Below are 15,355 nucleotides of genomic sequence, written 5' to 3'. Positions count from 1 at the left end.
ACTCTTGAACTACCTTACTCAAATGCTAAGCTAGAGGCTACTAACAACCTCATCAAAGTCATCAAGCGCAACGCTTTTGATTTTCGGAACTTTGACAACTTTAAAACTAGAATTCTCATCGCTTTGAATATCAAAAAGGAGAGGACTGATTTAGTCCTCTCCAGATGTTAGCTGACATCAACCCACTACAGTTGATAAAGAGCCGGAACTTTGACAACTTTAGAACTAGAATCCTCATCGCTTTGAATATCAAAAAGGAGAGAACCAATTCGGTCCTCTCCAGACGTTAGCTGACATCAACCCACTACAGTTGACAAAGAGCCGATTTTACGAGCTTTTCATTCGGTTGATTCCTGATAATCAGGTATTGAAAGGCGGTAGACGGATTTGAACCGACGATCAAGCTTTTGCAGAGCCGTGCCTTACCACTTGGCTATACCGCCACAACTCTTACTATTTTAGCGTATATTTTTCAGGACGTCAACTAAAAGTTACAAACTTTGCAAAAATAATTAAGATGATGTCCCCAAAGATGGTCTGCTAGTAGAAATCAGAAAATAAATCATGAAATGACTAGAAGCTATCAGAGCTTGTCTGGTCTGAGTTTTCCAAAATATATTTAGCATATTAGCAGTGAAATAATAAAAAGCCGATAAAATCAAAATTTGCTTTTATCGGCTATGCTAAATTAGAATTCTTTAAAACTGATACATCAGAGTTTGTGAGCGTACATGTTAATCCCAGGAATCTTCGTCAGTTTCTTTACGTTTCCGGAATCCCAGCAGGGTTATCATGGATGAGAAACGGCTCAATGCTGCTTTGAAATTTTGTTTTTGAGAGTTTTTAAGTGGAGTCGTCGGTGAAGTGGCAGGCGCCTCGGTTTGCGTTGCGCCCAGCTTCTTTTTGCGGTAGAAAAAGAAAGCTCCGGTTGCAAGCAGTATGGCTAGTAAGCTACTGATGACTGGCAAGGTCAGGGTGAATGCAGTCTTCGCCTTTTTTGAAGATTTGCTGCTCGTAGAGTGCTCCTTGCTTGAGGTGCTTGTTTCCTGCTTTGGCTCTTTTTCAAACTCCCATTTGCCAATAAAATGCGCATCTTTATCTTGGATAGTCTCCGCATCTTTGTCGTAGCCTTTAAAAATCCATTTTCCTCCTGGGACCTGGATTTCTGTTTGGTTTTCTTTTGGCGGCTCAGGGATTGCTCTCGTTCCGTTTTGGATATTTTCCTGATTTTGTGGCAAGTATTTCAGGACTTCTGGAGGTAGAGTCTTATTTGGGGTGCCGCTGATAAATTCGTATGTTTTATTATAAAGAGCTGGAGCTGCAGGAGTGCTTGAAGAGGAGGTATTGCTGTCCGTTCCTTGGTTCGGTTGGCTTTCAGAATCTGAATGTTCTTGTCCCTCTTTTTCGTTAGTTGAGAGGTTGGAAGAGACCAGTTCACTCTTCTGATCGTCAGCCTCTCCTTCAACAGAGGCGTGCGCAACTACTGGTAAAAAAGCTGAGAAAAGTAAAGGGAGTATAGGAAAAAGCAGAGTTCGTTTTTTCCGTCTCGATTCAGCCATACAGTAGTTTCCTCCTCTCTTAATGTTTTCTAGTTAAAAGTCTCTATCACTTCATTCTAGTATTTATTTGAGAATCTGTCAAGTAAGTTTAGTCGCCTGAACGTCAAATGGCTGGAAGCTCCATCTTAAAGTAATATTGGATAGAACATAGATAAAAGTAAGCGTTCTTTTATAAAAAACTGCATCAGATCGCTTCATTTCCTGTCCATTTTATATATAAAATCAGAGAATACTATCACCTATGTATATTAGGAAAGTAAAAAAGGTCTATGTTTTCACTCGATTTCATGACATTTTTTACACAATCATTAGATTGGGGTTACATGTTTAACTTGACAAATTACAAGAATATTATTATCATTAAAATAAGTGGTATTTTATACTGTTACTTTAGTAACGTATATATGTATTTTGAGAATGGAGGGGATGCTTTATAATGAAAAAAAATAAAGTTTTTCTGACCTCGACGGCGGTTTTATTATCTGCTTTGAGTGCAAATCCAGTGTTGGCTCGTGATGTGGAGCACTCAAGTAGTTCGGCACCGGTCGCCACTGTGCCGACAACGGATGATAAAACGACGTCTACGGCATCAACAGACTCAGAAAATGGCAAAAACCTAGTGCAATCAGATGCTTCATCGGCAAAACCAGCACCACCTATGGAAGCTGGTGAATCAGCTCCTGCGGATTCATCTGTAAATCCGAGCTCGGAAGTCTTGCCAGCGAAGCCTGAGTCGACTGACCCTGATAAGGGTGAGTCAGTGGAGCCAGAGGTTCCACCGGTGGAGTCCAATCCATCAGTTGAACCAGAAAATATGGAAGCCCCAGCAACAGAAACGGAATCTCAGATTGCTTCTGAAGAATCCACACCTACAGAGTCACCTGTGCTTCCAGAAGCTTGGCAGCCGACGTCGGGGATTTCAACATCGTCAGCTAACTTATCAGTCTCATCAGCAGTTTCTATGGCCACTGTAGCAACTTCACTGACTGACGCAGATAAGAGAGCAGCCGCATCAGAACTACAGAGACTTGTGGAAAGAAAACAGGAACAGTCTGAAAAGCGTGAAAAAGATAGCTTGGTAGACTTTGACTTGGGTCAAATGTTGGCTCTTCCTGTGAGAGAAAAAATTTCAGCAAGCTCTCCACTTTTGACAGACCAAGGTTTTCAAGTCATCGGAAGTGATAAGGGTCGTGCTGTTGTCCAAAACTCTGATGGTTCCCAATCAGTCGTTCCGCTAGCACAAGTAGGTGGGACAGCCGATGATGACGGCACTGTTACTGTTAAGTCCAGTGATGGAAAATTTGTATTGTTGCCAGAGCTTGGTGAAACAACGACTCTTTTTGCAACAATCGGTCTGTTCGTTTTATCACTCTTAGGGTTTAAACAAATCAAACCTTTTGAGAGAGAAAATTGGATAATAGGTTAATTATAAAAAAGGAAAGAAGGAACGCGCATGTTCAATCACAATAGTGAGACCAAAGGTCATGGATCTATTCGTAAAAATAAAGTCTATGGTACAATTGGTGTCATTGCTCTTGGTGCTATTGCTATGTTTAGCAATAACAAAACTGCGTCGGCGGATGAAGTATCATCTTCTGAACCAACGACTACAACACCTGTAGCGTCAGCGGCAGATACCAGTTTGGCAGTACAATCTCAGGCTGCATCAGCTGAAGCAGCGGCTCCAGCGACCGCTACGAATTCAATTGCTCCAACTGCGAATGCAACTGCTCCAGTTGAAGCTACTTCCCCAGTTGCTCCAGCAGCTGAATCAACTCCAACTGCATTGGCTTCTTCGGCTAGTGACACAACTCCTGTAACTTACACTGCGCCTGCAGCAGCTCCAGCAGCTCCAGCAGCTCCAGTTGCTCCAGCTGAGTCTACAGAGCCAAAAGTTACTGTGGAAAATCAAAAGTTAAAAGACGCTGTGTCTGAAGCTAAGGGTTACAACATTGATGTAAAACAAAACCCAACAGAAAATATTGGAACAGCAAACAACCAAGTAGAGTCAGATGCTAAAAAGGACCTTGCCAACACTCTTGAGGAAACACAAGCAACTCGTATCAAGACGGGGGTAGATGCCTATAAACGCGACCTAAAAAAAGCGCAAGAAAACACCGGCACTCCAGGCTATCTAAGTGAAGCTGTCAGCCAAGGCTTGAAGTTTGAAAGTGAGCCTAATGGGAAGATATCTATTAGTGGTGCTACAGCATTTGGACAAAAAGATATGCCACGTGCGCAGTCTTATGAAGAGTATGTCCAAAAAGGTGGAACATTTGGATCCAATCCAGTGCCAGCATTTACAACGAAACTGTCAGGTGGTGGAAGTAGATTTTATATTCCAAAAATTGAAAACGGACAGACTATCACTGCTACTTATAGCAACCTTCAAAATTCAACATATAACGGGAAGAAAATTTCTAAAGTAGTTTATGAAGTTACCAATATAAGTGGTAGTACGGGTATCGTAGGCTTTGCAGAAAAAGATCCAACAAAAGGAATTTATACTTTTTACAAAATTAATGCGCCGTCTAGATACCGTGTAAATATTCGTTTTTACGATTCTGATGGCAATCCAATTCAATTCACAAAGACGAATCCAGCTATTTTAGCTATGACGAGCCTAACAAAAACAGAACCTAAGACAGGGGAATGGGCTGGTCTGAAGCACGAAGAAAGCATAACAGATTATAATTTCCGACCAGTAAAGATTACCGGTTCTTTGGTTGAAAAACAAGCCGATGGACGTTTGGCAGCAAATACTGTCACTCACAGCATTAAAGACGACTATAATGATCCAAATTTCTATAAAATGGGGATTGCGGGTGTGGCAGAAAGCGGAGATTCAATTTCCTTTGTGATGCAGCGGACTTCACAATGGGATAGAGGTTATTGGTTAGCTCTTACAAGCAAATTACCATCTCGCTTTACTCTTGTAAAACCAGATCTTGAATACAATCTGGTTGAATACAATCTTGCAGGGAATGTCTTGCTGGATAACTATATTCAAGGGACTACTACTAAACTAACAAATACTCAAACGGTTAAACCTACAGGAACTCCTGTTGGTGAAGACTACACAACAACACACCAAGACAGAATCACAACAGCGGATGGCAAGATCTATAAATATGTGTCATCAACTAATAATACAACAGGTAAAGTTAAATTAGGTACGACGAACGTAGCAAACTACTATACCGAAGTAAAAGGTAATGTTGTTGTTGATTACCAAGATAAGCAAGGTAACACCATTTCTCCGCGTATTGTAGATACACCAGACACATCAGTAGGAACAGCTTACGACACAACTGATCACAAACCGTCTACGATTACAACAGCCGATGGAGCAAGTTACCGTATTGACCCTACAGCTACACAAGGTCAAGAAAGTGGTAGAGTTGTTGAAGGAACAACCCGCGTTATCTATGTTTATGATAAGCTTGAAAAACCAGTAGAGAAATATGGTAATGTTGTCGTTGATTACCAAGATAAGCAAGGCAACACCATTGCTCCGCGTATTGTAGATACACCAACTTCACGGGTTGGCACTTACTATGACACAACTGATCACAAACCAACTACCATTACGGCGGATGATGGCACAACTTATCGTATTGATACCAATGCTACACAAGGTCACGAGAGTGGTCAGGTTGTCGAAGGAACAACCCGCGTTGTCTATGTTTATGACAAAGTTGAAAAGCCGGTAGAAAAGAAATATGGTGATGTTACCGTCGAGTATAAGAACAAAGACGGCGTGACCATTGCACCGAAAGTGATCGATACACCGCGTTCTGAAGTCGGTACAGACTATGATACCAAGGATCAGCGTAAGGACACCATCACCACAGTAGATGGCAAGAAGTACAAGCTGGATCTGACAGCAACCCAAGGTGCTGAAACTGGTAAGGTGGTAGAAGGCAATACCAATATTGTTTACTACTATGATCTTGTTCCGGATGCACCAGAAAAGAAATACGGTGATGTTACCGTTGAGTACAAGAACAAAGATGGTATGACCATTGCACCGAAAGTAATCGATACACCGCGTTCGGAAGTGGGTACCGATTACGATACTACTGATCAGCGTAAGGACACCATTACTACTGTAGTGGATGGCAAGAAGTACAAGCTGGATCTGACAGCAACCCAAGGTGCTGAAACTGGTAAGGTGGTAGAAGGCAATACCAATATTGTTTACTACTATGATCTTGTTCCGGATGCACCGCAAAAGAAATACGGTGATGTTACCGTTGAGTACAAGAACAAAGACGGCGTGACTATCGCACCGAAAGTGACCGATACACCGCGTTCTGAAGTGGGTACTGACTACGATACTACTGATCAACGTAAGGACACTATCACTACAGTAGATGGCAAGAAGTACAAGCTGGATCTGACAGCGACCCAAGGTGCTGAAACTGGTAAGGTGGTAGAAGGCAATACCAATGTTGTTTACTACTATGATCTTGTGAAGACTCCAGAAGAGTACGGTAATGTTGTTGTTGATTACCAAGATAAGAAAGGCAACACCATTGCACCACGCGTTGTTGACACACCAACAGCGAAAGTAGGAACAGCTTACGATACAACAGATCATAAGCCTGTGACAATCGTATCATCTAATGGTAAGACATACCGCATTGACCCTACAGCTACACAAGGACAAGAAAGCGGGGAGGTTGTCAAGGGAACAACTCGTGTTGTCTATGTCTATGATGAAGTACTCGGTGATGTAACAGTTCATTATAAAGATGAAAATGGCAAAGTCATTAAGGAACCAGAAAAAGATACAACTGGTGCTCCAATCAACACCCTCTATGACACTCGTGATCATGCTCATAAGACAATCACTACTCAGGATGGACGTGTTTATGAAATCATTCCTGAAAAGACTATCGGTCTAGAGCAAGGTCGTATTGTGGAAGGTAATACAGATGTTACTTATATCTACAAAGAAGTGTTTGGTGATGTCATTGTTCACTATGTGGACGAGTCTGGCAACAAGATTAAAGATGATGTAACGGACACTGCTCAAGCAAGAGTCGGTGAATCATACGATACGACTGATAATAAACCGAGCGCTATCAAGCACGGCGATAAAGTTTACAACATTGTACCTGAAAAGACCAAAGGTCAAGAACAAGGTAAGGTTGTGAAGGGTGTAACAGAAGTGACCTATGTCTACAAGGCTGTTCAAGCAGAACCTAAGAAGACAGGTACCAATGCTAAGGGTGAAGATGTCAATGGTAAGACGATGTTGGCTGGTTCAACAGAGGTTTACACAATTAACATCGACAACGACCAATACAAGGGCACAACTGGTTTGGTTGACCAAGACAAACAAGTTGGTTTGACGGTTATTGAGAAATACTCTAGCAAGTTTGTAACACCAAATCTGGATGCTGTTCGTATGACGACAGAAGATGGCAAGGTTGTCAGCGGCTTCACGACTAAGATCTACAAGTCTGTTGCAGAAGCTCCACAAAAGATTCAAGATTATATCAAGGCTAAGGGCTTGACAATTGATGGTGAGTTTGCGGCAACAACTTCAGATGATCCAGTAGCCTACACGAATAACTATGCCTTGAAGGGTATCAACCTGAAATTGATCTTCCCAACAACTGTGAAGAGAGATATCAAGGAAGCGAGCAAGTACGATAACAAGGCTTATCAAATTGACTTTGCCGGCATTGCAGAAACCAATATCGTCACGAACAATATTCCGAAGATTAATCCGAAGAAAGATGTTGTAGCGACAGTTGAAGATGGTCTGAAAGATCAAAATTCGCTGGACGGCAAGACTGTTAAAGTCGGCGCTGTTTACAACTTCGAGCTGAACACTTCTTACTTGCCAGCGAAACGTGGCCAGTCTATTGACAAGATCGAAGTGAAGGATACTTATTCACCGCTTGTAGAATACAATGGTGTTCACAAATGGATTGCCAACACAGATATTCTCTTGAAAGATAGCACGAAGATTGCTAAAGGAACTGATCTGACTCAATATGTCAACCAAAATATTGATCATAAGGCTAGAACGGTTGTCTACAGCTTCTCTAATGACTTCTTGAGCAAGATTTCTGATGACAGTGAATTCCAAGCGATCGGCTACATGCAAGTGAAACAGCTTGATAATGGTACAGTGAAGAATACCTTTACAGAAATCATCAATAATGTTGAACGTGATTCAAACACGGTAACACTCGTATCACCAAAAGAATACGGTGATGTCGTTGTTCACTATGTGGATGAGTCTGGTAAGAAGATCAAGGAAGATGTGACAGATACCAGCCGTGCAACAGTTGGAACATCTTATGACACAACAGATCATAAGAGCATCTCTATCAAGTATGGCAACAAAGTTTACAACATTGTACCTGAAAAGACCAAGGGTCAAGAAAAAGGTAAGGTTGTGAAGGGTGTAACAGAAGTGACCTATGTCTATAAGACTGTTCAAGCAGAACCTAAGAAGACAGGTACCAATGCGAAGGGTGAAGATGTCAATGGTAAGACGATGTTGGCTGGTTCAACAGAGGTTTACACAATCAACATCGACAACGACCAATACAAGGGCACAACGGGTCTGGTTGACCAAGACAAACAAGCTGGCTTGATGGTTGTTGAGAAATACGATAGCAAGTTTGTAACACCAAATCTGGATGCTGTTCGTATGACGACAGAAGATGGCAAGGTTGTCAGCGGCTTCACGACTAAGATCTACAAGTCTGTTGCAGAAGCTCCACAAAAGGTTCAAGATTATATCAAGGCTAAGGGCTTGACAATTGATGGTGAGTTTGCGGTAACAACTTCAGATGATCCAGTAGCCTACACGAATAACTATGCCTTGAAGGGTATCAACCTGAAATTGATCTTCCCAACAACTGTGAAGAAAGATATCAAGGAAGCGAGCAAGTACGAAAACAAGGCTTATCAAATTGACTTTGCCGGCATTGCAGAAACCAATATCGTCACGAACAATATTCCGAAGATTAATCCGAAGAAAGATGTTGTAGCGACAGTTGAAGATGGTCTGAAAGATCAAAACTCTCTGAACGGCAAGACGGTTAACGTTGGTGATGTTTACAACTTCGAGCTGAATACTTCTTACTTGCCAGCGAAACGTGGTCAGTCTATTGACAAGATCGAAGTGAAGGATACTTATTCACCGCTTGTAGAATACAATGGCGTTCACAAATGGATTGCCAACACAGATATTCTCTTGAAAGATGGTACGAAGATTGCTAAAGGAACTGATCTGACTCAATATGTCAACCAAGATATTGATCATAAGGCTAGAACAGTTGTCTACAGCTTCTCTAATGACTTCTTGAGCAAGATTTCTGATGACAGTGAATTCCAAGCGATCGGTTACATGCAAGTGAAACAGCTTGACTATGGTACAGTGAAGAATACCTTTACAGAAATCATCAATAATGTTGAGCGCGATTCTAACACGGTTACTGTGGTAACACCTGAAAAACCACAAACACCACCTGAAAAGCCTCAGACACCACCTGAAAAACCACAAACACCTCCAGCTACTCCTAAAACTCCAGTAGTTCCAACTACGCCTCAAACTGAATTGCCTGAAACAGGTGAAACAGACCATACAGGAGCAGCAGTGCTTGGTTTAGCGATGGTGGCATCAGCGATGTCAATCCTTGGCTTCAAAAAACGTAAAGAAGAGGAATAATCATAAGGTTCATTCTGCGCTCATACGTAAGCATGTTGAAGCTGATTAAAAGAGGGGACTAATTTGTCCTCTCTTTTTATTGTGGAGAAATTCTTTGAGGGATTCTAAATACTGTTTTATATGCGCAAAACATTCACTTTTAGCTAGATTCTATAAAAAGATGTCTTTTAAATAACTGTCGCTTTATTAGAAAAAGATTAGAAATATGAAATGTATAAAGCACTTGTCAAAAGACAGAATTTTTGATATGATAATAGATGTCGTGTAAACGGCAGAAATACTCATTTTAGATGAATTGTGGGTCCGTTGCCTTCGGGTGGTCCTGCGAGCTGAAATCTAAAAGAGGAAAAAAACAAAAAGGAGAATTTACTCATGGCAGTAATTTCAATGAAACAACTTCTTGAGGCTGGTGTTCACTTTGGTCACCAAACTCGTCGCTGGAACCCTAAGATGGCTAAGTACATCTTCACTGAACGTAACGGTATCCACGTTATTGACCTTCAACAAACTGTAAAATACGCTGATCAAGCTTATGACTTCATGCGTGATGCAGCTGCGAACGATGCAGTTATCTTGTTTGTTGGTACGAAAAAGCAAGCTGCAGAAGCTGTAAAAGAAGAAGCAGAACGTGCTGGTCAATACTATATCAACCACCGTTGGTTGGGTGGAACTCTTACAAACTGGACAACTATCCAAAAACGTGTTGCTCGTTTGAAAGAAATCAAACGTATGGAAGAAGAAGGAATCTTTGAAGTTCTTCCTAAGAAAGAAGTAGCACTTTTGAACAAACAACGTGCTCGTCTTGAAAAATTCTTGGGTGGTATCGAAGAAATGCCTCGTATCCCAGATGTAATGTATGTTGTTGACCCTCATAAAGAGCAAATCGCTGTTAAGGAAGCTAAGAAACTTGGTATTCCAGTAGTTGCGATGGTTGACACAAACACTGATCCAGACGATATCGATGTGATTATCCCTGCTAACGACGACGCAATCCGTGCTGTTAAATTAATCACTGCGAAAATGGCTGACGCTGTTATCGAAGGTCGTCAAGGTGAGGATGCTGTGGCAACTGTTGAAGCAGAATTTGCTGCAACTGAAATTCAAGCAGACTCAATCGAAGAAATCGTTGAAGTTGTAGAAGGCGACAACGCATAATTTTCATAAGTCAATTAACCTAAAGGGGCGGGGCTCAGCCCAGCCCCTTTATTTAAAAATAGTAAACATAGGAGAAGAAAAATGGCAGAAATTACAGCTAAGCTGGTAAAAGAATTGCGCGAAAAATCTGGTGCTGGTGTCATGGATGCTAAGAAAGCATTGGTTGAAGTTGATGGCGACATCGAAAAAGCAATTGAATTGCTTCGCGAAAAAGGTATGGCAAAAGCAGCTAAGAAAGCTGACCGTGTTGCCGCTGAAGGTTTGACAGGTGTTTATGTAGATGGTAACGTTGCGGCAGTTGTTGAAGTCAACGCTGAAACTGACTTCGTTGCGAAAAATGCTCAATTCGTTGAATTGGTAAATACTACAGCTAAAGTCATCGCTGAAGGCAAGCCAGCTAACAACGAAGAAGCATTTGCATTGACAATGCCTTCAGGTGAAACTCTTGAAGCTGCATACGTATCTGCAACTGCTACTATCGGAGAAAAAATCTCATTCCGTCGTTTTGCTTTGATTGAAAAGACAGATGAGCAACACTTAGGTGCTTACCAGCATAATGGCGGCCGTATCGGTGTTATCTCAGTTGTAGATGGTGGCGATGACGCTCTTGCTAAACAATTGTCAATGCACATTGCAGCTATGAAACCAAGTGTTCTTTCATATAAAGAGTTGGATGAGCAATTTGTCAAAGATGAATTGGCACAATTGAACCACGCTATCGATCAAGATAACGAAAGCCGTGCTATGGTTAACAAACCAGCCCTTCCACACTTGAAATACGGTTCTAAAGCTCAATTGACTGACGAAGTGATTGCACAAGCTGAGGAAGACATCAAAGCTGAACTCGCAGCTGAAGGTAAACCAGAAAAAATCTGGGACAAGATCATCCCAGGTAAAATGGATCGCTTCTTGCTTGACAACACAAAAGTTGACCAAGCATATACACTTCTTGCACAAGTTTACATCATGGATGACAGCAAGACAGTTGAAGCTTACCTTGAGTCTGTGAATGCAGCAGTGATTGCTTTCGCTCGTTTTGAAGTGGGTGAAGGAATTGAAAAAGCTGCTAATGATTTCGAATCAGAAGTTGCTGCAACTATGGCAGCTGCCCTTGGTCAAAAATAAGAGTAAGAAAAGCATGTAAAATAACACAAGATAGGGCTCTTATTCTGCCCTGTTTTGTGGTGTTTATTAAAAGGCCTCATATGAATCTTTCTAATTATAGCTTTATTGCTTTTAATTAGGTTTAGTTTATAGGAGGCTTTTTCTACACTCGAAAGATGCTATAAATTCTGGGTGGCAAAAGCGCCAAATTCTCATTGAGTAAGTCCAGAGGCTGTTTGCGCCTGTGATGAATTTGCTGCTTAGATAGTTCTGTGCTTTGTAACAGAAATTGTTATTAGAGGATGAACGAAAATCAGCTTATTTTTTTCCTGTGCTTTACAAGTGTTTTGACTTGTGTACAGGGACTTAAGGCTTCTGAGGCAGGATGATGTAAGCGTTACACTTTTTGTTGTAATATTGGCATTTTTTTGTTACTATATATGTAATTGCGGAATTTTATTCGCTAAGGCTTTTAAAGGTAAAGATCTGTAGCGATTGAGAGCAGAGTTGTTTTAGTAAAGACGGCTGGGCTATTTTGTATAAAAATTTAATTAGGGAAAGTGTAGGACCTACTCTATGGTGTTTATTGACTTAGAGTATAAAAAACCGAAAAAAAGAAAAAGACTAAAAAGAAGAGAGATTATTACTTGGTTCTGCTAGTCTTGTTGAAATGGTTAGCAGAGTTTGTCTATTTTGTTGGAATTGTGTTTGTTGCCGGAACGGCACTCCTACTTCTGACACATAATATTCTCGGTATTCCTTTAAATTATATCCATATTGTTTCCTTGGTTGGATCATTTGCTTATATGTTGATAGGTTTTCTGGTGACAAATAGCTTTGAGAACATTACGATAGCAAGCAATTATTTTAAAATTTTATCCGCCTTGGGATACTTGTCAGTGATTAGTTATTTTGATAATCGGCTATTTGTTTTTCTAAAAGATCCTGTTATTGACTTGTATTTGGCTGCACCGTTTCTACTGGCAATTATCTATAAGAGATATTATAGAAAGCTGGTCTATCGAGCGGTCTTTAAAAAGCAACAATCTGTTTCTTTTTATAGTCAGTACTCCAATACGGATGAAATTAAAGATTCAATGATGAAAGCTGTCCGTGATACTGTCAAAGAGAAGCATCAGCGTGATGTTGAAGTTGTTGGGAAAAATTTTAGACAGGACGCTAAGGGAAATGTTGTGGGGATTTTTAAAATAGTATTAGCACGTAAGCTACTTGGTGCTTCCAAACCAAAACTAATGCTGATCACTTTGAGATTTAATCTGAATAATAATGAATAGGAGTTTTGAATCATGTCAGAAATTGAAAAACCGATTTTAACTGTCGGACAAGACCAGTTCTTGAAAGGCAAATCTTTTGATACATATAAGAAAAAACTGGAAGTTTTATCGAGAGCGTACAGTGCCAATGCGATGAAAACCATTAATGGTTTTTCTCTTGATTCAGAGGATCAGTACAGAGCCTTGTTTGAAGCTGTTTTTTCAGGAGTTTGGGAAGTTGATACAGGTATGCGCTATGTCAACATCACTCAGAGTTTGGGTCTGCCGAGCTTCTTAGTTTGCCGACGAGACGAATTTGGTGATTATGTACGTGGTGCTGATGGACATATTGCTTGGGATATTGTTTCGGATCTAGATGGAGCCGAGCTCTTTACAGAGGATCAAATCAAAGTTCTTGTTCCGAAAGAATTTTGCAATCCAGTCTTTATCGTTCGTGAGTTAGATGCTCGCAAGCAATGGGGCACGAAGCAATCATTCAGCGCAAGTGCCGCTATCGATGATGTTGAGGAAGATGAGTTGGCAGCACAAATTGAAGCTGCTCCGTTCTCAGATCCTGAGCCGATTGTTAAACCGCGTCCGGAAGTAAAGTCTGAGCCCGTTGCTAAATCACAAGGGTCGGTAAGTTCTCAGCCAGCTGTTAAGCCGCGTCCAGAAGTAAAGTCTGAGTCAGTCGTTAAGCCGCGCCCAGAAGTAAAGTCTGAGCCAGTGGTTAAGTCACGTCCAGTGATAAAATCTGAGCCGATTGTTAAACCGCGTCCAGCAGCAAAAGCAGAAGCTAATAAAAAAGATTATACAAAAGAGTCACTCAAGATTATCAATGCAACGATTGATAGCTTCGAATAAATATCTTACCTATATAATAGTAAGGGAAATAACTGTGACTCACCAGTAATGAGGATGAGTGCTGAATCCTAATGCTACAGGAGGCAGCTTTCATTCTCTCTTTTTTATAGGAAATGTTTTTCATGATTTTTTATACGTTTGGATTTAGGATTTCAACTCCTTGACAAATCCCAAAAGAACTGGTAGTATAAAAAAGTAATTAACGGTTCTTTTTAAAAAAGAAGAAATGAGAAATATTATAATGAAGAGAATAACCAAAAAGTTTCTCCAGCTGTTTTTAACTGGTCTGACTTTTCTTTTTTGTTCTTTTCTGGAACATCCGCTTATGCTGTTACAGAATTAACGGAAAATAGAGACTTGTCCCAATTGCAGCTCTATCAATTTAGCTTGAAGCAAGAGAATATGGAAGTTATTAGCCAAGGCGCTTCGGTTGTCAAGGCAAACATTCCTCCCAGTGGAAATTGGAAAGCTAGTACAGCTTTTTCTCTTGTAGTTAACAAAGCTTCACAAGCCCCGCAGACCTTTGATACCCCTTTGCAATTACGTTTTCGAAATGCTGGCGTTGTGTATGGAAAACCGGTAGATGTATATATCACCGTTAACAGAGTCACGACAACTTTGGTTCGGAAAAATTCAGATTATTACAATGCACGTAAAACTGCGGTACCATTTCTCACTGTTGATGAGAACTGGGGGATTAAGTCTATTCAAGTGATGGACTATATCTATCCCGCACACCCCAGTATCACTTACGATATGTATGGGAGCTATGCTTTGGATGCAGATGTTACCGCTGAACTACGGTATCAAGATGGCACCCCAACCGACCTAAAGTTGGTCATGCTTCCTTCGGACATCGATGTGGTAAAGAATGCCGTTGACCGAGAAGAAACCTTCTCTATCTATGACAACGACACGGCTTCGAATAAAATTATTAAACATCCACTACAAAACCTAAAAAAAACAGTGACAGGCAATAAAACGACTTGGCACTCCCAAATTGGGACAAGCGGAGCGTTTAATGAAGCGAATGTTTCGGGATTCGCAGTTCGCTCCTCAACGAATACGATGAAATTTGAATTTACGACGACAGCAGTTAGTGGGGGCTTGTTTGGCTTTTATGTAGAAAATCCAGATGTTCCCCAAAAAACTGTGACTACGACAGCCATTTCAGCTCAAGCGGGTCAAGCCGTCGATTATACGGCAGTTTATAAAATGCCAACACCGGGAAAAAATGTCATTGGTTCGCTATCTTCTATGAAAATGATAGAAACTCTTGATAGTAGACTCGATTTCAAAAACTTGACTGTTAAGTTTAATGGTCGGACCTTGACGAATGGTTCCGATTATACTGTTGAAATAGATGGGCAAAAGGTAACGGTTACTATTGCGCAACAACATTTGGCAAGTAGCAATGCAGGGAAAGAATTTAAGATTGTCTACCAGACAGAAACAAATGCAACCGTCTTGGACAACCGAAATCCTATTGACAATCAGGTCACACAAGAGATTGATAATCTAATGGTTCCATCAAATACGGTTACGACGAATCTGTTATTTAAAAAGACCCACTCCTTTATTAGTGGAACAAATGGGAAAGAACTCCCGCCAGAAGTATTACAGTTACTGCCTCCAGAGCAAACCAATCTTGCAAATGGTACGACTGTAGCACCAGATCCTCCAATAGGCAATAAAACTGG

Annotated in this window: 9 protein-coding genes and 1 tRNA gene; 8 read left to right on the top strand and 2 right to left on the bottom strand. The window is 40.9% G+C overall.

Translation table 11 applies throughout. The annotated features are described in order from the left end of the window. Nucleotides 1-171, top strand: a 171-nt coding sequence (locus STRDD04_RS10690; RefSeq protein WP_197460090.1) for a transposase, incomplete at its 5' end; no start/stop codon positions are given. A 201-nt stretch (nucleotides 172-372) separates the two neighbouring features. Here the strand turns inward: STRDD04_RS10690 and STRDD04_RS08150 are convergent. Continuing rightward, nucleotides 373-443 (bottom strand) — tRNA-Cys (locus STRDD04_RS08150). Between the two features lie 291 nt (nucleotides 444-734). Beyond that, nucleotides 735-1,559 (bottom strand): SHIRT domain-containing protein, encoded by an 825-nt coding sequence (locus STRDD04_RS08145; protein ID WP_062201380.1) that lies wholly within the window; start codon nucleotides 1,557-1,559, stop codon nucleotides 735-737. Between the two features lie 436 nt (nucleotides 1,560-1,995). Here STRDD04_RS08145 and STRDD04_RS08140 point away from each other — a divergent pair, with 436 nt between their 5' ends. The 7 genes from STRDD04_RS08140 to STRDD04_RS08110 form a co-directional block, all read left to right on the top strand. Next, complete coding sequence (locus STRDD04_RS08140) at nucleotides 1,996-2,985, top strand: hypothetical protein (protein WP_062201378.1); 990 nt, start codon at nucleotides 1,996-1,998, stop codon at nucleotides 2,983-2,985. 27 nt (nucleotides 2,986-3,012) lie between these two features. Beyond that, nucleotides 3,013-9,258, top strand: coding sequence for an SspB-related isopeptide-forming adhesin (locus tag STRDD04_RS08135; RefSeq protein WP_062201375.1), 6,246 nt, complete (start codon nucleotides 3,013-3,015; stop codon nucleotides 9,256-9,258). A gap of 372 nt (nucleotides 9,259-9,630) precedes the next feature. After that, entirely contained in the window at nucleotides 9,631-10,413 is a 783-nt protein-coding gene (gene rpsB, locus STRDD04_RS08130; protein ID WP_062201372.1) for a 30S ribosomal protein S2, read from the top strand. Between the two features lie 81 nt (nucleotides 10,414-10,494). Next, a complete protein-coding gene (tsf, locus tag STRDD04_RS08125; protein ID WP_062201369.1) occupies nucleotides 10,495-11,538 on the top strand; it encodes a translation elongation factor Ts in 1,044 nt (347 codons plus the stop codon). Nucleotides 11,539-12,164: 626 nt separating this feature from the next. Next, the gene (locus STRDD04_RS08120; RefSeq protein ID WP_062201366.1) at nucleotides 12,165-12,812 is read left to right on the top strand and encodes a hypothetical protein; all 648 of its coding nucleotides are present in this window, start codon (nucleotides 12,165-12,167) and stop codon (nucleotides 12,810-12,812) included. Nucleotides 12,813-12,824: 12 nt separating this feature from the next. Next, entirely contained in the window at nucleotides 12,825-13,655 is an 831-nt protein-coding gene (locus tag STRDD04_RS08115; RefSeq protein ID WP_062201363.1) for a hypothetical protein, read from the top strand. A 300-nt stretch (nucleotides 13,656-13,955) separates the two neighbouring features. After that, the coding region (locus STRDD04_RS08110; protein ID WP_331710270.1) for an Sgo0707 family adhesin at nucleotides 13,956-15,355 on the top strand (1,400 nt) is incomplete at its 3' end.

Origin of the sequence: Streptococcus sp. DD04 (assembly GCF_001578725.1) — a bacterium.
Classification (GTDB): domain Bacteria; phylum Bacillota; class Bacilli; order Lactobacillales; family Streptococcaceae; genus Streptococcus; species Streptococcus sinensis.
This window is presented reverse-complemented; position numbering and strand designations above follow the sequence as displayed.